The sequence below is a fragment of the Prosthecobacter gellanilyticus genome (assembly GCF_007992435.1).
Taxonomy (GTDB): Bacteria; Verrucomicrobiota; Verrucomicrobiia; order Verrucomicrobiales; family Verrucomicrobiaceae; genus Prosthecobacter; species Prosthecobacter gellanilyticus.
Genome location: NZ_BKAG01000057.1, coordinates 15,651 through 34,308, shown reverse-complemented (window position 1 = coordinate 34,308; position 18,658 = coordinate 15,651). Strand labels below are relative to the sequence as shown.

The 18,658-nt window shown below is 59.8% G+C and carries 17 protein-coding genes and 1 tRNA gene; 12 read left to right on the top strand and 6 right to left on the bottom strand.

Features of this window, described 5'->3' with window-relative positions; translation table 11 throughout:
- The first annotated feature begins 103 nt into the window (after positions 1-103).
- The 7 genes from BGE01nite_RS25000 (at position 104) to BGE01nite_RS24970 (ending at position 8,705) form a co-directional block, all read left to right on the top strand.
- Positions 104-1,042: a chromate resistance protein ChrB domain-containing protein gene (locus tag BGE01nite_RS25000; protein WP_146854907.1), complete on the top strand. Its 939-nt coding sequence runs from the start codon at positions 104-106 to the stop codon at positions 1,040-1,042.
- A gap of 20 nt (positions 1,043-1,062) precedes the next feature.
- Positions 1,063-2,343 carry a chromate efflux transporter gene (chrA, locus tag BGE01nite_RS24995; protein ID WP_246145798.1) on the top strand — a complete coding sequence of 427 codons (1,281 nt, stop codon included), beginning with the start codon at positions 1,063-1,065 and terminating at the stop codon, positions 2,341-2,343.
- A gap of 66 nt (positions 2,344-2,409) precedes the next feature.
- Positions 2,410-5,556, top strand: coding sequence for an efflux RND transporter permease subunit (locus BGE01nite_RS24990; protein ID WP_146854903.1), 3,147 nt, complete (start codon positions 2,410-2,412; stop codon positions 5,554-5,556).
- A 1-nt stretch (position 5,557) separates the two neighbouring features.
- On the top strand, positions 5,558-5,872 hold the full coding sequence (locus tag BGE01nite_RS24985) for a DUF4844 domain-containing protein (RefSeq protein ID WP_146854901.1): 315 nt from the start codon (positions 5,558-5,560) through the stop codon (positions 5,870-5,872).
- A gap of 28 nt (positions 5,873-5,900) precedes the next feature.
- Positions 5,901-6,887: an efflux RND transporter periplasmic adaptor subunit gene (locus BGE01nite_RS24980; protein ID WP_170267047.1), complete on the top strand. Its 987-nt coding sequence runs from the start codon at positions 5,901-5,903 to the stop codon at positions 6,885-6,887.
- 62 nt (positions 6,888-6,949) lie between these two features.
- Positions 6,950-8,191 (top strand): TolC family protein, encoded by a 1,242-nt coding sequence (locus BGE01nite_RS24975; RefSeq protein ID WP_170267046.1) that lies wholly within the window; start codon positions 6,950-6,952, stop codon positions 8,189-8,191.
- 145 nt (positions 8,192-8,336) lie between these two features.
- A complete protein-coding gene (locus BGE01nite_RS24970; RefSeq protein WP_146854895.1) occupies positions 8,337-8,705 on the top strand; it encodes a hypothetical protein in 369 nt (122 codons plus the stop codon).
- 143 nt (positions 8,706-8,848) lie between these two features.
- Here BGE01nite_RS24970 and BGE01nite_RS24965 read toward each other — a convergent pair whose 3' ends face one another.
- Both BGE01nite_RS24965 and BGE01nite_RS24960 read right to left on the bottom strand, forming a co-directional pair.
- Positions 8,849-9,139 carry a 4a-hydroxytetrahydrobiopterin dehydratase gene (locus BGE01nite_RS24965; protein ID WP_146854893.1) on the bottom strand — a complete coding sequence of 97 codons (291 nt, stop codon included), beginning with the start codon at positions 9,137-9,139 and terminating at the stop codon, positions 8,849-8,851.
- Positions 9,136-10,143, bottom strand: a complete 1,008-nt coding sequence (locus BGE01nite_RS24960; protein WP_146854891.1) for a carbohydrate kinase family protein — start codon at positions 10,141-10,143, stop codon at positions 9,136-9,138. The genes BGE01nite_RS24965 and BGE01nite_RS24960 overlap by 4 nt, the downstream gene beginning before the upstream one ends.
- Positions 10,144-10,368: 225 nt before the next feature.
- On the opposite strand from BGE01nite_RS24960, the gene sufT reads away from it, so the two are divergent.
- Positions 10,369-10,926 (top strand): putative Fe-S cluster assembly protein SufT, encoded by a 558-nt coding sequence (gene sufT / locus BGE01nite_RS24955; protein WP_146854889.1) that lies wholly within the window; start codon positions 10,369-10,371, stop codon positions 10,924-10,926.
- 189 nt (positions 10,927-11,115) lie between these two features.
- Complete coding sequence (locus BGE01nite_RS24950) at positions 11,116-11,418, top strand: hypothetical protein (protein ID WP_146854887.1); 303 nt, start codon at positions 11,116-11,118, stop codon at positions 11,416-11,418.
- 47 nt (positions 11,419-11,465) lie between these two features.
- Here the strand turns inward: BGE01nite_RS24950 and BGE01nite_RS24945 are convergent, their stop codons facing one another.
- The 4 genes from BGE01nite_RS24945 to BGE01nite_RS24930 all read right to left on the bottom strand — a co-directional run bounded on the left by BGE01nite_RS24945 (position 11,466) and on the right by BGE01nite_RS24930 (position 14,354).
- Entirely contained in the window at positions 11,466-11,828 is a 363-nt protein-coding gene (locus BGE01nite_RS24945; protein WP_218033096.1) for a hypothetical protein, read from the bottom strand.
- Positions 11,829-11,920: 92 nt separating this feature from the next.
- Positions 11,921-13,066 (bottom strand): 1-deoxy-D-xylulose-5-phosphate reductoisomerase, encoded by a 1,146-nt coding sequence (locus BGE01nite_RS24940; protein ID WP_146854883.1) that lies wholly within the window; start codon positions 13,064-13,066, stop codon positions 11,921-11,923.
- Between the two features lie 22 nt (positions 13,067-13,088).
- Positions 13,089-13,985: a phosphatidate cytidylyltransferase gene (locus BGE01nite_RS24935; RefSeq protein WP_146854881.1), complete on the bottom strand. Its 897-nt coding sequence runs from the start codon at positions 13,983-13,985 to the stop codon at positions 13,089-13,091.
- A 294-nt stretch (positions 13,986-14,279) separates the two neighbouring features.
- Positions 14,280-14,354, bottom strand: a tRNA-Glu gene (locus BGE01nite_RS24930).
- 93 nt (positions 14,355-14,447) lie between these two features.
- Between BGE01nite_RS24930 and BGE01nite_RS24925 the strand changes: the two genes are divergently transcribed.
- The 3 genes from BGE01nite_RS24925 (at position 14,448) to BGE01nite_RS24915 (ending at position 18,653) form a co-directional block, all read left to right on the top strand.
- On the top strand, positions 14,448-15,998 hold the full coding sequence (locus BGE01nite_RS24925) for a S10 family peptidase (RefSeq protein ID WP_146854879.1): 1,551 nt from the start codon (positions 14,448-14,450) through the stop codon (positions 15,996-15,998).
- A gap of 167 nt (positions 15,999-16,165) precedes the next feature.
- The gene (locus BGE01nite_RS24920; RefSeq protein ID WP_146854877.1) at positions 16,166-17,203 is read left to right on the top strand and encodes a patatin-like phospholipase family protein; all 1,038 of its coding nucleotides are present in this window, start codon (positions 16,166-16,168) and stop codon (positions 17,201-17,203) included.
- The gene (locus BGE01nite_RS24915) at positions 17,157-18,653 is read left to right on the top strand and encodes a phenylacetate--CoA ligase family protein (RefSeq protein WP_146854875.1); all 1,497 of its coding nucleotides are present in this window, start codon (positions 17,157-17,159) and stop codon (positions 18,651-18,653) included. Before BGE01nite_RS24920 ends, BGE01nite_RS24915 begins: the two co-directional genes overlap by 47 nt.
- The last annotated feature ends 5 nt before the right edge of the window (positions 18,654-18,658 follow it).

The window sequence follows — 18,658 nt, the reverse complement described above, 5'->3', positions numbered from 1 at the left end:
GGTTCAGGCTTGAAACTGTCTTTCTGAGACAGCTTGCGAACCTCTGCCACGTCAAAAACTTACTCTTGCAACGTTTGTTTCTTGTTTGTAACAAGTGTTACAAATGACGAAACTCCCCTGGCTCCTGCTCCTGCACAGCCTGCCGCCCAACAGCGGCGCACTCCGCTTGTCCCTATGGCGTCAGCTCAAACGGCTCGGCGCAGTGTCTTTGAAGACTGCAGCTTCCGTGCTGCCAGACCGTCCCGAGCTCTATGAGAGCTTCCAGTGGCTGGCTCAGCGTGTGCGAGAGCAGGGAGGCAATGCCACCCTCGTGCGTTCTCAAGACGTGGACGGCATCAGCGATGCCGAATTGATCCAGATGTTTCAGGAAGCCCGGGCGGCGGACTATGCAGAGATTTTGGAAACCATTCGTCCTCTGCTGCCAGCGAAAGCGAAAAAGCCCAAGGCAAGTCCTGAGGAGGTGGAGAAGATCGCCTCTCGCTATCAAGCCGTGCGCCAGATCGACTTCTTTGACTGCCCCAAGGGCGATGAAGTGCAGGATCTCTTGCGCCGTGTCGGCGATGAACCCGCGAGCGCCTCCTCTAAGAAACTCACCATCAAAGACTACCAAATCCGAGTCTGGCTGACTCGTCCGAAGCCGGAGGTGGATCGCGTGGGATCAGCGTGGCTCATCCAGCGCTTCATTGATGCTCAGGCCACCTTTATCTTTGCCTCTGAGACATCCGCCCATCCTGAAGCCCTGCCTTATGACATGGTCGGCGTGGAGTTTGGTCATCAAGGGGACGACTGCACTTTCGAGACCCTGATCAAACGCTTCGCTCTCAAGGATCCGGCGCTTCAGCAAGTCGCCGCCATCATTCACGATGCGGATCTGGGCGATGGCCGCCACGGCACGCAAGAAGGCCACGGCCTGCTCGCCATCTTTCGCGGCTGGGCGCTAATGGGCTGGAGTGATCACGAGATCCTCGCCCATGGCTTTGAGTGTTTCGATGCCCTGTATCGCCAGCTTTCCACACGAACCCGCAAAACTCCCGCCAAGTGATGAACTCCGAACTCCCTCCCATGCCTACCTTTGCCCAAGCCTTGCGCTATTGGCTCAAGCTCGGCTTCATCAGTTTCGGCGGTCCTGCGGGGCAGATTGCCATCATGCACAATGAGCTCGTCGATAAACGTCGCTGGATCAGTGAGACCCACTTCATGCATGCGCTGAACTTCTGCATGCTCCTCCCGGGACCGGAGGCCCAGCAGCTCGCCACCTATCTAGGCTGGCGCTTGCATGGCGCGAAGGGCGGCCTCGCTGCGGGAGCTCTGTTTGTGCTGCCGTCAGTGTTTATTTTGTTAGGCCTGAGCTGGCTCTATATGGCAGGCGGACATCTGCCCTGGCTCGCCGCCATCTTCCACGGTCTGCTCGCCGCGGTCATCGCCGTGGTGGCGGAGGCCGTGCTGCGCATTGGCAAAAAAGCTCTCAAAAGCCCCACGCTCTGGGCATTGGCAGCGCTGAGCTTCGTCGCCATCTTTGTCTTCAAGATCTCCTTCGTCTTCATCATCCTCGCGGCCGCCGTGCTTGGTTATGTTGGGAATCGAGTGTCTCCCAAGCAGTTTCCAGCCGGCAAAGGTCATGGAGCCGCCAAGGACTCCTTGCCAGCGCTCGAGCTGCCACCAGCTCAGCCGGCTTCTTGGTCACGGGCTTTCCGCATCACGGCCTTGTGCCTCACGCTTTGGTGGCTGCCGATCCTTGCCATCGCCGCCTGGCTGGGCTGGAGCAGCACCCAGGCCCAGCAGGGGCTGTTCTTCAGCAAAGCAGCCCTCGTGACCTTCGGCGGGGCCTACGCGGTGCTGCCCTATGTCGCTCAGCAGGCGGTGGAGACCCACGGCTGGCTCACGCATCCACAGATGATGAGCGGCCTCGCCCTCGCTGAGACCACCCCAGGTCCGCTCATCATGGTTCTGCAGTTCGTCGGCTTTGTCGGTGGCTGGCAGAATCCGGGAGTTCTGTCGCCCCATGCCGGAGCCGTGCTCGGTGCCTTGATCACCACCTGGGTCACTTTTGTGCCATGCTTTTGGTTCATCTTCCTCGGGGCCCCGCATATCGAGAAGCTAGGAGAGCAACCCAGACTGAGCGCCGCTCTTACCGCCATCACCGCCGCCGTGGTAGGAGTCATCCTCAATCTCGGTGTCAAATTTACCCTTCACGCCTTGTGGCCTGCCAGCGGCGGATTTGATGCCTTCATTGCCATTCTCGCCGTCGTCGCCTTCATCGCCATGCAGCGCTTCAAGGTCGGTCTCATGCCCGTGATCGGCGCCTGCGCCCTGGCGGGACTTGCGCAGCACCTATGGTCATGATTTGACTGAAAGAACCAGTCTTTTGGACAGTTTCTTGTTCGCCCTCTTTGTTTCGTCTCCTCCCGAATGTCTCTCCCACGCCTCGCTCTCCGTCACCCCTGGACCATCATCGTCATCGTCGTGGCGATTCTGCTCGGGGCCTGGCAGGCGGAGGAAAAAATGGCACGAGATGTCTTCCCGCCGCTGGGCATTCCCACCATCTACGTCGCGCAGCCGTATGGCGGCATGGACCCGGCGCAGATGGAGGGCTATCTGACCTACTACTACGAGTATCACTTCCTCTACATCGCCGGGATCGAGCACGTGGAGTCAAAGAACATCCAGGGCGCTTCGATCATGAAGCTACAGTTTCATCCCGGCACGGACATGTCGGCCGCCCTTTCGGAGACCATCGCCTATGTGAACCGCTCCCGCTCCTTCATGCCTCCCGGCACGCCGGGAGCTTTCGTGACACGGTTTGATGCGGGGAGTGTGCCCGTGGGAAATCTCGTCTTCTCCACCGAGAACCCCACCCGCACCGTCGGCCAGATGCAGGATGCCGCGCTAAACATGGTGCGCCCGCTCTTTGCCACGCTGCCGGGTGTTTCCGCGCCTCCACCCTTCGGCGGTAGTGCCCGCACTATTCTGATCAACGTAAAACCCGACCGCCTCCGCGCTTACGGCCTCTCTCCGGATGATGTGGTGAAGGCCATGACCGAGGCCAACACGATGAGCCCCAGCGGCAATCTGGCACTGCCCGGCAGCTATCCCATCGTGCCCACGAATGCCGTGGTGAAGAACATCCAGGACCTCGCCGCCGTGCCGCTGAAGGTTACGGACCAAGGCGCGGTCTATGTGCGGGATGTGGGCGAGGTCAGCGACGGCAGCGACCTAACCACAAGCATCGCCATTGTGAACGGCCGCCGCACCGTCTACATGCCAGTCACGAAGCGCAGTGATGCCTCCACGCTCAGTGTGGTGGAGTTGGTGAAGCAAAACATCCCCAAGTTTAAAGCCGCCTGTCCCGAGGACATCAATGTCACCTTCGAGTTCGACCAAAGCCCCTGGATCATCCGCGCCATCGATGACCTTGTGAAGGAAGGCCTCCTCGGTGCCTGCCTCACGGGCTTGATGGTCCTCATCTTCCTGCGGGATCTGCGCAGCGTCTTCATTGTCGTGCTGAACATCCCCATCGCCATTGCGGGGGCTCTCCTGGCGCTTTGGATCACCGGTTACACCGTCAATCTTATGACCCTCGGCGGTCTCGCCCTCGCTGTCGGCATCCTGGTCGATGAGGCCACCGTGGAGATCGAGAACATCCATCGCCGCATGCGTAGACCGAACTTTCCAGTTCGGTCTCCCGCAGGCACCACCGAGGGGACGAACAGTGAAGTTCGTCCGACATTGCGCCGCATTGTCTTGGATGCCTCCGAAGAAACCATCGGCCCGCGCTCGCTGTCGATGCTCTGCATCCTCGCTGTGTTCGTGCCGAGCTTCTTCATGACCGGCGCTGCCAAGGCTCTTTTCATGCCGCTCTCGTTGGCCGTGGGCTTCAGCATGATCTCAAGTTACCTGCTGTCCTCTACCCTCGTGCCCATCCTGAGCATCTGGTGGCACAAAGAACCCAAGCATGCGGTTCAGCCCAAGCCCGCCAACGAGTCGGCTCTGCGCTGGCTCTTCCTTCCATCGCTCACCATCCGTCACATCCTCGTCCCGGCTTATCTCGGCGGCGTGATCTTCGCCATCACCGTCATCCTGCCATTCCTCGGAACCGAGATCTTCCCGCGCATCGATGCCGGCCAGCTTCAGCTTCGCCTACGCGCGCCGACTGCGACTCGTCTTGAAACCACCGAGCAGATCGCCATGCGCGTGCTGGCCATCATCGCGGAGGAATCACCCATTGCCACCAGCATGGGCCTCATCGGTGTGCATGCGCCGAACTATCCGGTGAACCTCATCCATCAATGGAACAGCGGCCCCGAGGAAGCCATGCTGCAAATCCAGCTCAAGCCCGGTTCGAAGCCGATCAATGGACTTCGTGAGACACTGCGTGCCCGCTTTGCGAAGGAGTTCCCGAACGTCCTCTTCTCCTTTGAGCCTGCGGACATCGTCAGCCGCGTCATGGCGCTTGGTTCGCCGACACCCATCGAGGTCGCCGTCAGCGGCAAGGATTACGCCGCCAGCCGTGCGCACGCGGAAGTGCTGCGTGCGAAGCTCGCTGAGCTCAAGGATCTGCGTGACGTGCAGTTCAGCCAGACACTCGACTATCCCAGCGTGGACGTGCATATCGACCGCGAGCGCGCCGGTCTTCTCGGCGTGAAGATGAGTGATGCCACACGCAGCCTCGTCGCTGCCACGGCCAGCAGCCGCTTCACGGTGCCCAATTACTACGCGGACCCCAAGACCGGCCAGAGCATGAGTCTGCAGATTCAAGTGCCGCAGACCCTGATGAAGAGCCTCGAAGACCTCCGCAACCTGCCTGTCTCCGCCCAAGACAGGCCGCCCATTCCGCTGCGCAACATCGCCAGGATCAGCGAAGGCAGTGTCATCGGTCAATACGACCGCTACAACATGTCCCGCACGGTTTCAGTCCTGGCGAACCTGCATGACAAGCCGCTTGGCACCATTGCGAAGCAGGTCGAGAAAGTCATCGCCGATACTCCCGCGCCTGCAGGTGTGAATGTCGCCCTCCGCGGTCAGGTGCCGCCGATGAAGGAACTGCAGAGCGGTCTGCAAACCGGCCTCCTCATCGCCATCATCACCATCTTCCTGCTGCTCGTAGCGAACTTCCAGAGCATCCGTCTCGCCTTCATCGTGCTCACCACCATTCCTGCGGCCCTGCTCGGTGTGCTGCTGGCGCTCATGCTCACCGGCACCACGGTGAACATCCAGAGCTTCATGGGTGCCATCATGGCAGTGGGCGTGGCCGTGGCGAACGCCATCCTGCTCGTCACCTTTGCGCATCGCGCCCAGTTGACCGGCCTAACCAAACGTGATGCAGCCCTGGAAAGCGCCACCACCCGCCTTCGCCCCATCCTGATGACTAGCCTGGCCATGATCGCCGGCATGATCCCCATGGCGATGGCGAAGAGCCAGACCAGCCCGCTCGCCATCGCCACGATCGGCGGCCTTGCCCTCGCGACCGTCGCCACACTTCTCGTGCTTCCTGCGGTGTATGCGCTACTAGCTTCGAAGAACGCCAAGGAGGCGTCCCTCGAACCCCTCAACGATTGACATGAAGCTCACCCCCAAATACCAGGCCGAGATCAAAGCCCTCAAGCTCGAGAAGAAGTTTCTCGAGGCTGAATACTATCCCGGTGCCGTCGATGAAGAAACCCGCGTCCGCTGTGAGAAGCGTGTGAATGCCTTCCTCGACAAGTGCGAAGCTCTGCTCTCCCGCAGCACGGCGGCCCATGTTCTCTACAGGGCAGCCGAGGAACTCCAGGAGCAGTTTGATGAAGAGAACGCCGAGGAAGCCGAACAGGTCGGGAAATACATTGGTGACTTCATGCACATCGTCGGACTCGATGACTGGATGGAGCATCTCTAGAGCCTGGTTTTTATCTTTTTGCCATCTCATGCGCCCCCTGCTTTTCCTAGCCTTCACCACCTTCGCCGGAGCTCTTGAGCTTCCGACGGCCAAGCCCACGACCGGCACCATCCATCGTTGGGTGTCGTTGCCGTCCACGCTGGCTCCCTGGCAGCAGGCCACGCTGTACTCGAAGGTCACGGGTTACATCGCCAGCATCACCGTGGACAAGGGCGATGCCGTCAAAGCAGGGCAGGTGCTCGCAACTCTGGAAGTTCCTGAACTTCAGGCAGACATTGCCAAAGCCAAGGCCGAGGCTACCGCGGCGCAGGTGGAGGTGAAGCGCCTTCACGAGGCCCGCGCGAAGTCACCCGACCTCGTGCTGCCTCAGGCCGTGGATGATGCCGAAGCCAAGCTCGCCATTGCGAAAGCCAGTCTCGAACGGGTGGAGACCTTGATCCAGTTCGCCACCCTCAAAGCGCCCTTTGACGGCATCATCACCGCCCGCCATGCCGACCCCGGTTCGCTTGCCACGGCCAATACTTCCAAGCTGCTGGAAGTCACAGACCTGAGCACCCTTCGTCTGCAGATCCCTGTGACGGAACTCGAGACGGGACTCGTCGCCGTCGGCAAGCCCGTCAAAGCGCAGATTGATGCCCTCGGTGCCGCCGCCACTCCGGTGGAGGCCAGCATCAGCCGCATCGCCTATGCGCTTGATCCCGCCACACGCACCATGCTGGCCGAGGCTGACCTCAAGAACCCTGAGCTCAAACTGCGCCCCGGCATGTATGCCATGACCAAGATCGCCGTTGAGAAGCACGACAACGCCACGCTTATCCCCGTCGCCGCTCTGGTCATGGAAAAGACCAACGCCTTTGTCTTCAAGCACACCGATGGCAAAGCCATGAAGACCGCCGTGAAGATCGGTTTCAACGACGGCACCAACGTCGAAGTCCCCGAGCTCAAGGCCGATGATGTCCTTCTCGTTCCTGGCACCGTCACCCTCACGGACAAGCAAGCCGTCACCGCCAAATGAACGCCATGTCCTCTGTTCTCCGACCTCTTTGGCTCTGCATCTTCGCGGTCACATGTTCCAGCATGGCTGCTCCCGTTTATGTGAACCTTCCCACCGTGATGAAGCTCGCGGGTGCTAACAATGACGAGATCGAACTCGCTCGAGTGAAGCACACAGAAGCCATCGCGGAATCCAAGCTCGCCTGGCAGCGCTTCTGGCCTGGCCTCAGCCTCGGCGCAGGTTACAAGCGCCATGACGGACGCATCCAGGATGTGGCAGGAGCGGTCTTTGATGCGAGCAAGCAGCAATACACGCTGGGGCCGTCCATCATGATCGACTGGTCGCCGGGAGACATCTATTATTCCGCGCTGGTGGCGAAACAGAAGGTCCTCGCGGCCGAGCAACTCGCCGAGAAATCACGACGAGACATCGTCACTCAGGCAACAGGTCGATATTATGATTTGTTAGGCGCTGAGGCCTCCCTGGCCATCATTGAGGATGATCTTCGCCTCACCCAGGACTATGAAAAGCAGATCGGTGGAGCGGTGGATGCAGGCACGGCCTTTCGTGCCGATCTTCTGCGGGTGAAGACACAGGTCAGTCGTGAAAAGCTCGCCATCCGCCAGCATCAGGAGAAGCGCGATCTTGCCGCTGCGGCTCTCGCTGAGACATTGCGCCTGCCGGCGGAAACCGAACTGCGTCCTGCGAAAGCAGACCTGGTTCCGGTGCGCCTGCTGGATCGCAAAACGGGTGTCGCCACGCTGATCTCCCAGGCTTCGCAGCATCGCCCTGAAATGAAAGCGGCGGAGGCTATGAACCAGGCAGCTGGGCTTGAAAGCGATCGCGCACGTGTGGCACCGCTCATCCCCAACGTGCAGGCGGGTTATACCGCAGGCGGGCTTGGCGGTGGTTACGGAGGTCGCACAGGCAACTCGGGCACCACCCAGGACTTTTTTGTCGGACTCGGATGGAAAATTGGCCCCGGTGGTCTTTTTGATCGTCAGCGGCAGGTCATCGCGGATTCACGTGAGCAAGCCGCGCAGCTCCAAACCGGCCAGATCAAAGCCGCCATTGGTCGTGAGGTCGTGGAGGCCGCTGCCAGATCCCAAAGCGCCTATGATCAGGTCGGCATCAATGATGAGGCGGTGGATGCTGCCGAGGAGATGGTAAAGCTGGCCAAGGATCGACAGGCCAGCCAGCTCGGCGTGGTGCTGGAGTATCTGCTGGCCCGTGAGGAACTCACCCGTGCCCGTCAGAGCCGCGTGCAATCAGTGACAAACTTCAATGCCGCCCAGCACGAGCTGAAGCGCGCTGTTGGAAAGTAGGTTGGGCTCCATTGGGCTGATCAAGGCATCAGGCGGGCCTGATGTCACGCTAGGGGATATCCACTCCAACCGGATGCCGGAGTCAGGGCGATATGAGGGAAACCATCCTTCAAGATGGGAAGACGAACAAACCATCGAACCCAACATGAAAACACTCCTCCAAAGCGCCGCCTTCGCTGTTCTGGCCGTTGCCTTCAGCGTCCAGGCTCAAAGCACCACCCAGACCACCACGACCACCGTCAATGAAGACGGCACGGCCTCACGCTCCACGAAAACCGTCACCACCTCCGGGACTCTCACCGAGTATACCCCTGGCTCCACCTTCATTGTGAAGGAAACCAGCGGCCCGATCACCTATCGCTACGGCACCAAGGTGGCCTATGTCACCCGCAGCGGCAAGATCCTGACCGACGATGATGTGAAAACCCGCATCAAGGTGGGCATCCCCGTCAGTGTTCACTACGGCCTGGAAGGCGAGACCCGCGTGATCAACCGCGTTGTCATCGACGACTAAACGCATTCTTTGTTAGTGTGTCCAACCAGAACGGCCGGCCGCTCCTCTTTGGGGCGACCGGCCTATTGTTGTAGGCTCGTTCGCCAGAACGAGGTCAGTGGCGATGCATGAGCTCATCAAACCCCGCACTCTGGCGGGTTTGTCTACGCTGAAGCAATCTTCTCCGCCTCCCTCGCCAAGGTCAAGTCCAGCTCCGTCAAGCCACCCGCGCTATGCGTGCTGAGCTTCACGGTGACCTTTCTCCATCCGACAATGAGATCGGGATGATGATTCATCGCTTCAGCAGCGTGCCCAAGCTTCGAGACAAAGTCGATGCCTGCCAGATAGGCCGCAAACTTGAAGGTCTTCACGATCTCTTTCCCCTCCACGGCCCAACCATTCAAAGTGGCGAGGCTCGCGGTGAGTTCTTCAGAGCTGAGCAGAGGAGTTTTCATGACAGTCGGAATCCGTGTTCGTCAGCCAGTCGGAGGCAGTCGGCCACAGGGCGCAGACCTTCTGAAGGCGTGGGATGAGTCAGGCAGCTCGCTGCCGTGCAGACGGCGAGCGTCAAACAGTCTACGATCGGCCAGCCCTCATGGATTCCGTGCAGATAGCCAGCGGCAAAGGCATCGCCCGCGCCCGTGGCACCGATGATGAAGCCTTTAGGCAGATTCAGAGAGGACTGGATGGTCACATGACCTTCACTGTCAGCCACCACGGCCCCAGCTTCGAAATGAATCACCACCTGCTTGTGCACGCCCTTGGCCAGCAAGGCACGCGCCGCATCGGAAACAGCGGACACATTCACCGGCACCGTCTTGAGGTTCATGCCGACGATCTTTCCTGCCTCGACCTCATTGATGATGAGGTAGTCGGTATGCGGGAGCGCCGCTTCGGCGATGGATTGAAAATGCGGGTTCTCCGTGCTGACGACATCCACGGTCGTGATCAGTCCCGCCGCACGCGCCTTGGCCAGCACCCGGGCCGCCGGTGTGCTGCCATCCGGCAGGAGACGATCCATCTCATCCAGCAGCATGAGGTAGCCCAGATGAAACACCCGCGCCGTGGTGGTGCTGAAATCAAAGTCCGCCTCGCCGAGCAGTGCATTCGCTCCACGCTGGTGGAAGAAAGTGCGCCGTCCCGTGCTGATCACTGTCATCGCATCCGTGTAAGAGGTCGGCGCGCGGTCCGTCTGGCGGAGTTGAGCGGTATCAATGCCCGCCTTCTGGCAGTCCCGGAGGATCCAGTCACCATTGGCATCCTTGCCCACCAGTCCGGCGGCAGCCAGCGGGTAGTCCGCACGCATGGCGGCCAGGTCCTTGAGCACATTGTAGGGGCCGCCGCCGTTGCTGGAGGTCTCGCTGCGGATGTCAGCCAGCATGTCCTGCTCCGGGTAGCCGTTGATCAGTTTGACGTAGTCGATGATGTAGTTGCCGCCTGCGAGGATGCCTTTGCGCATGATGATGGGGGGAGGGGGAAAGGGAAGGTTGAGAGGGGAGACGAAATAGCGACACTCAAATCGGGCGTCGAGAAGGAAATCTACCAGGGATCCGAGGAGAAGAGTGGCTCACAGGGTTGACACCCCTCCCCAGGGCGGCATTCTCGGAGCATCCAGCCGACTGGCGGCCTTCGTTTGTTTTAAAAGGCCGCCACCATGGCCAGACCCTCTCTCCTCCCCCTTTCCATGCACACCTCCCTCGAACTCAAGCGCGAAGTCGAAGCCGTCCAGATCCCCAGCGGGGAAAGCATCAAACTGCCGCTCGGCCTGAAGGTGATCATCACGCAGTCCCTCGGCGGCACTTACACCGTGGCGACCGACTTTGGCCTCGCCCGAATCAGCGCCAAGGATGTTGATGCCCTGGGGATCGACCCCGAGGCGCAGAAAAAGGAGCAGGAAAGCAGCTCCTCCAACATCCCGGATGATGCCAGCGACCTCGAAGCCCAGGTCTGGAACCAGCTCAAAAACGTCTACGACCCGGAAATCCCCGTAAACATCGTGGACCTCGGCCTCGTGTATGATTGCCATGTCGAGCAGACCGAAGACGGCAAAAGCAAGGCGCTCGTGAAGATGACGCTCACCGCCCCTGGCTGCGGCATGGGGCCCACCATCGCTGCCGATGCCCAGAGCCGCATCATGACGATCGAAGACATGGATGACGCCGCCGTGGAACTCGTCTGGGAACCTGCCTGGAACCAGGGCATGATCTCCATCGAGGGCAAAATGAAGCTCGGGATGATTTGATTTAGTTCTGAGTTCGGAAGGCGGAGTTTAGAGTGGGAAATTCAGCCTTATGGGGCGGAATGAACATGGGAGATTTCGCTTTGATGCTGGGGTAGTTTTCAGCCCCAGACTCTTCCCCAAGCTGCGCCAGACTCTCACGAGGCACCCTTTTCCTAACTCCGACTTCCGGACTCAGCCCTCCGAACTCTCATGCCTGCCTTCAAACCACCCGGTCAATGCCCCAACTGTGGCGAGTGGGTGCCCAAAGGTGCCGTGGCCTGTGATGATTGCGGCGCCTGCGCGAAGTCCGGCTGGAAGGCTGATGCCGACACCTATGACGGCGTGGATCTTCCGGATGATGAGGATGATTTTGATTATGATGACTTCGTCAAACGTGAGTTTGGCGAGGACAGAGAGGGAAGGCCCTCGCTGAGTAAGGAGCAGATGTGGAAGATCGTTGCGGCCATTTTGCTGGCCGTGATGATCCTGGGCTACCTGCTCTCCGCGCGCTGAGCCCTAGGGCTAACCAAAGGTGTGATTGGGAAAGCCTGTGGCTTCAGTCACTTTCTCGGATACACACCGCCCTCTTTCACATCAAAGAAGCTGTACTTGATGCCGTTCCGCTGGAAATCCACCATCACCTGGTAGCTGGATTGCATGGCCTCAGGCACCTCGGTGGCAGGGGTGATCGTGTTGTCACGGACCAGCATGAGGTCGCGAATGCCGCGCACGCGTCCCGTCCAGCGCTTGCCGTTCGGCAGGACAATCTCGTTGTTGGGCGAATTCAATACCACATACGCGCCGCTGCCGATCGAGCCCAGCTCGTCTTTCGCGGTGGCGCCCGGAGGCACACCCGGCAGAGGTTCAACGTGAGTCGATGCACAGCTTGCTCCCATGGCGATCATCGCAGCGATCAATGCCATGCGGATTCCGACGGTTTTCCATGAGGTGTTCATGGTCGATTTCATCCTCCCTCTCTCTCCCGGAGTCAAGCCTGCACAGGGTAGGGATTCTACTACTCTGCCGCCACTCGACGAGCCCAGGCGTCTGCCTCGATCAGCGCTTCCAGGCCTGGGTGCTGGATGACCTGATGCTTCTCCATCACCCGCGCCACGGTCTTCCAGATGGACGGAAAGCTCGTTCGCTCGTTCAGGAAAGCCTCCACCGCCACTTCATTGGCGGCATTCAAAACGGCTGGCAGCGTGCCACCGACCTCTCCCGCATGCCGGGCCAGGTCCAGGGCAGGGAAGTCCTGCGTGCGCGGTGCCTCAAAGGTCAGCGAGGCCAGCCGCGCAAAATCCAGTGGGCGAAGATTGTTAGGCACGCGCTCCGGCCAGGTCACCGCATACTGGATGGGGAAGCACATGTCGCTGTGGCTGAGCTGGGCGATCACGCTGTTGTCCGTGAACTCGACCATGCTGTGCACGATGCTCTGCGGATGCACCACCACCTCGATGCTGCTCATGGGCACATCAAAGAGCCAGCGCGCCTCGATCATCTCCAGGCCTTTGTTAAAGAGCGTGGCGCTGTCGATCGTGATCTTCCGGCCCATCGTCCAAGTCGGATGCTTCAGCGCTTGAGCGAGCGTGACATCCGGAAGTTGCTCGGCAGGAAGCTGGCGGAAAGGTCCGCCACTCGCCGTGAGCAGGATGCGCCGCACCTCACAACCACGATGCCCTTCCAGGCATTGGAAGATGGCGTTGTGTTCGCTGTCCACCGGCAGGATGTCCACGCCCTTGCGCTTCGCGGCTTCCATCACCGCCTCGCCTGCCATCACCAGGATTTCTTTACTCGCCACTGCGAGATGCTTGCCTTCTTCAATCGCTGCCAGAGCCGGCGCGAGCCCTGCCACACCCACGATCGCCACCAGCACCATGTCCGCATCACTGGCGCGAACCAGATCCACCAGACCGCTGGCACCTACATGCAAAGTGACATCAGCAGGCAGCAGAGCGCGCGCTTTGGCAGCAGCGGCCTCATCGGTCAGCGCCACCTGCTTCACGCCAGTCTCCAGCACCTGGGCCACGAGAGCCTCCACACTGCGCTGCGCGGCAAGGCCCACGATCTCCATGCGCTCCGGGATGTCGCGTGCCACTTTGAGCGCGCTGGTGCCGATGGAGCCTGTGGAGCCGAGGAGGAGGACTTTGCGTCGTTTGATCATGCGTCGTTCGTTCTCCAATGCCTCAGGCCGTGATGGCCTCCAGATAAAAATAAAACACCGGCGCGGTGAAAAGCAGGCTGTCCGTGAGATCCAGGATGCCGCCGATACCGGGAAGCTTGTGCCCGCTGTCTTTAATAGACACGCAGCGCTTCAGCACGGACTCGGCCAGGTCGCCTGAAACCGCCGTGGCACAGAGCACCGGAGCCAGCAGCAGCCCATGCATCCAGTTCAGCGGTGCGAGCTTTGGTCCGGCAAGCCAGAGAGTGATCGCCGCCGCACCAAAAGAACCGATGAACGCACCGACCAATCCTTCCCAGGACTTTGCCGGGCTGATGTGCGGGATCATCTTATGCTTCCCGAACAACACGCCAACCGTGTAAGCGCCCATGTCGCTGAACTTGGTCACGACAATGAGATAGAGCACCAGGAAGAGGCCCGTCATCGTGCTGCCGTCCGGCTTGAAATACATGAGCCGCACGATGAAGCCGAAGAAGATCACCGTGTAGACCACGCCAAACACATTGTGGAAGATGCGCTGCAGCGTGACGATGCCCTCAAGCTGATGGCGATAGCAAAGCAGGAAGGAGCCATGCACACTGGCCGTCAGCGCGGCGAGCTCCAGCCACATGGGCGGCGCGCTCTTCTGGCTTGTGACCCACCAGGTGGTGGTGATCCAGTAACCCAGGCAGATGCTGAGGCCGAGCAGATTGAAACCGCGGATGTGATTGTCCAGCCGCAGCAGGCGGAAGTATTCAAAGGCACCTGCCACGCCGAAGAAGCCTGTGAGCAGCACGATCATCCAGTGGCTCTTCCACTGCAGCGCCGTGGCGATGACACCCCACAAGATGAGCGTGCTGAACAAACGGGAGGCAAACACGCGGCGCTTGCTGGGAGCTGGGGCGGGTGCGTCGGTGGTCATGCGGGGGGAGAGGATCGTGAAAAGACACACTATTTAGAGCAGGCAGGTTAGAAACTGCAAGGCTTCCGGTGAAAGTAGTGCAGGGCTTCAGCCCGCACTGAGGTGGAAGGATCGAATGTTCCCGAGTCACAAATTACCGTCTGCTACGGTGACGACGACACCTCACGCGCTAAAGCGCATGAGTACCTTGTCGAGCATGTGCCGGGTTCTCTTGAGATGAGAAGACTGCGGGTCCTGCATGTTGCCAAGACTTGGGAAGCTTTGCTTCCAGTCCTCACACTCTCCTGAGGAGAGTGGCGACCCCTACGAGAATCGAACTCGTGTCGCATCCGTGAAAGGGATGTGTCCTAACCGCTAGACGAAGGGGTCATGCTCTGTTGAGCGGGCGCGGAGATTGCTATAAAGCAGAGATTGTGCAAGGGAAAAGATGTCTTTATTTTACGTATCGCTATCCTAACCACCATGACCCCGCTCCGACCACTGCTTCTGTGCGCCCTTTCCGCATTCACCACCCTCGCTGTTCAAGCCCAGGAACCGGCCAAGCAGCCACCTCCAGCCGAAGACAAGAAGGAGGACAAAGAGAAGAAGGAAGATGATAAGGCAGACAAGGCAGACAAGAAGTCCTCCACGGAACACAGTGTCACCATCGGCGGCCAGAAGATCGACTACACGGCCACGGCTGGCACGCTGGCGCTCAAGGATGCCACGGGCAAGACCACGGCGGACATCTTCTACATCTCCTACACGAAAAAGGGCGCCTCGGATGCGGCGGCTCGTCCTCTGACCTTCTCCTTCAATGGTGGTCCGGGTTCTTCTTCCGTCTGGATGCACATGGGTCTGCTGGGACCGAAGCGCGTGAAGCTGCGTGATGATGGCTTCGCGCTGCCGCCGCCTTATCAGCTTGTGGAGAATGAGTTCAGCCTTCTCGACGAAACCGACCTCGTCTTCATTGATCCTGTGGGCACGGGCTACAGTCGCGCAGCCAAGCCGGAAGATGCCAAGAACTTCTATGGCTTGAACGAGGACGCGAAGAGCATCGGCGAGTTCATCCGTCTCTATATTAGCAAGCACTCGCGCTGGCCTTCACCGAAGTTCCTCATCGGCGAAAGCTACGGCACCACACGCGCCGCTGCCTTGAGCGGCGAGTTGATGCGCTCTCATCGTCTCAATCTGAACGGCATCATGCTCGTCTCCACCGTGCTGAACTTTCAGACCATCTGGGGTGGTGAGGGCAATGACCTGCCTAACCTACTTTACCTTCCCAGCTTCACAGCGGCGGCCTGGTATCACAAGAAGCTGTCTCCGGAGCTGCTGAAAAAGCCGCTCACGGAAGTGCTCGCTGAATCCGAGGCCTTCGCCTCCGGGGACTACAACCGTGCCCTGCTCATGGGTGCCGGACTGCCGGCTGCGGAGCGCACAAAGATCGTGAAGCGCATGGCGCAACTCACCGGACTCTCGGAAGCCTTTGTGGATGGCTCGAACCTCCGCGTGCCGCTGCACCGCTTCAATGCCGAGCTGTTGCGTGACAAGCGCCTCGTCACCGGTCGCTTCGACAGCCGCTACACCAACTATGTCCGCGATCCGCTCAGCGAGAGCGCGGAGAGTGATCCGAGCGCGGATGCGGTGTTCAGCGCCTATGCCTCCACCTTTTATCACTATGTGCGCAATGAACTAAGCTTTGAAGACGACCGCCCCTATCACATCCTCGCCAGCGTGGGTAAATGGAACTGGGATGCGGAAAACCAGTTCGCGGATGTGTCTGAAGTGCTGTCCGAAAGTATGACGGCCAATCCCTTCCTCAAAGTGCATGTCTCCAATGGCTACTTTGACATGGCCACGCCGTATTTCGCCAGCCGCTACACCTTCAACCACCTGCGCGTGCACCCGGATCTTCTCAAGAACATCACCCATTCGGATTATACCGCCGGCCACATGATGTACCTGAATCTGCCGGACCTCAAAAAGCAGAAGGACGATCTTTCCAAGTTTATCCGCTCCGCCAGCAACCGCTAACCAACATTAGCGTCATTGAGGCGGCGGATGACCGTCCTGCAAAAGATTGAACGTTTATGGCGTCCCTTTTGGATGTCTGGAAATGTGCCACTCTGCGCGCATAAATCAGCATTCCATATTGAACATCCATAGGGGGGACCTCCGTCGAATAGAACAAGGAGGTCACCATGACAAACACCTATCCCACCCAAAAGCCAGGGCCGGGAATTTTGCGTTCAGCCAACGACGCTGCCGAGCACGGATCGAATTCCTCGATCACCCCGGCATCCCCCCCCCGAATCGGATTGGCTCTCTCAAGCGGAGGCGCCCGTGGCCTTGCCCACGTCGGCGTGCTCCAGGTCTTGGAGGAGAACAACATCCCCATCACCGCCATCGCTGGCGCCAGCATGGGTGCCTATGTCGGCGCCATCTATGCGGCCGGCTATGATGGAGCGGAGCTGGAAAGGCTCGCCAAGGAGATCACGGACAAGAAGGCGCTGAGGCGTCTGCTGGACTTTGTGATCCCTCCCACCGCTGGTCTGATCCGGGGAAACAAGATCCGCAAGCACCTCGAGCGGACCTTGGGCGAACAAACTTTTGAACAATTGAAGATCCCCATGCTGGTGGTGGCCACGGACCTGGACACCATGCAGCCCTATGTCTTCGAATCTGGCCCTGTGGCGCCTGCCATCCACGCCAGTGCTGCCATCCCGGGCATCTGCATCCCGGTGACTCTGGGTGATCAGCGCTTCACCGACGGTGGTGCCGCTGACCCGCTGCCCGTCACCGTGCTGCGTCAGAAATTCAATCTCGATGCCGTCATCGCGGTGAACGTGATGCCCACGCACAAGGACATCTCCCTTTGTGGAGACACCTCCTTTGCTCCGCTGACCAAGAAGCCGAGTTTCCTTTCCCGACTGCTGCGTCCCATCAACCTTCTGGCTGATGGCAACGTGCTCGACACCTTTCGCCGCGCCCTCATGTGTGCCCAGGTCGGGCTTGGTGAGAAAGAGGGACGTGAAGCCGAGGTGCTGATCCATCCCTACCATAGCGGCAGCTCCTGGAACGACTTCGAAAACCACGCCCGCTACATCGAGACCGGGCGCCATGCCGCGGAGGCAGCCCTCCCGGCCATTCGTGCTTTGCTTTCAAGAACATCACCTCAACCCAACCCCAACCATGAAACTGTTTTCTGCTCCACCGAGATGGGATGCCTCGCGGCCTGAAGTCTGGCATGACTGGCAGCTTCAGCGTCTCCGCACCTACCTGAGTCATCGTGTGCTCCCCTTCAGCGCGCACTATCAACGTTTGTTCGCGGAGAATGACATCCATCCGGAAGACATCCAGACTTATGAAGACTGGGCCCGGGTGCCTTTTAGCTCCAAGAAGGACCTCACCGTGTCCAAGGAGGAGCAGCGCGGATTTGTGCTGATCCCCAATGAAAAGGCGCTGAAGCGCGAATGGGGAGTCATCTGGAATGCCATCTCGCACGGCTCTGCTTATGCCAAGGAGCAGATCGAGCGCGAATTCCGTCCCGTGATGATGACTAGCACCACGGGGCGTTCCTCAGATCCCGTGCCCTTTGCTTTCACCAAGCATGATCTCGCGAATCTGGACGTCACGGGCCGTCGCCTCATGGAGGTTGGTGCTTCCCAGCGTGAATGGAAGCATGTGAACGCCTTCCCCTATGCGCCGCATCTGGCCTTCTGGCAGGCGCATCATGCCGGTCTCGGTTTCGGCACCTTCATGGTCAGCACAGGCGGCGGCAAGGTGCTCGGCACCGAGGGGAACATGAACATGATCGAAAAGGTGCGGCCTGAGGTGATCATTGCCATGCCGACCTTCTTTTACCATCTGCTGCGTGAGGCGGTGGAAACGGGCAAGCACTGGCCTAACATGAAGCGCATCGTGCTCGGTGGCGAGAAAGTGGCGGAGGGCATGCGTGCCCGTCTGCACGCGCTCGCCACGGAACTCGGCGCTGACGATGTGAAGATCATCAGCACCTACGGTTTTACGGAAGCCAAGATGGCCTTCCCGGAATGCCCCACCAGTCTGGAAGTAGGAGCCAGCGGTTTCCATCTCAGTCCAGATCTCGGTCTGGTGGAACTGGTGGATCCCACAACGGGTCTGCCCGTGCCGGAAGGTCATGCGGGCGAGATCGTCTTCACGCCGCTGGATGCACGCGGCACGGTCGTCATTCGCTATCGCACGGGTGATATTGCCGAGGGTGGCCTGAGCTGGGCTCAGTGCCCGCATTGCGGTCGCATGTGTGGCCGTCTGCTCGGCCCCATCAGTCGCGTCAGCGAAGTGCGCGAGCTGCAGTTTGACAAGATCAAAGGCACGCTGGTGAACTTTAACATCCTCGAACATTTGCTGGATGACATGAAGGGCGTGGCTGCCTGGCAGGTGGAACTGCGCAAGCTGCATGACGATCCGCATGAGGTGGATGAGCTCCTCCTCCACGTGGCTCCGGAAGATGGCATGAACACGGGCGAGCTCGAACATCGCCTGGGCCGTCGCTTCGCCGAGGTCACCGAGATCCGGCCAAACGAGATCCAGTTCCACGATGTGGCTGAACTTCGGGATCGCCTGGGCGTAGGACGCCTTTTGAAAGAAGCCAAGATCCTGGACAGCCGCCCGAAGGACGCGGCCCGTATATTAAAAACATCCAACTAAGCGAC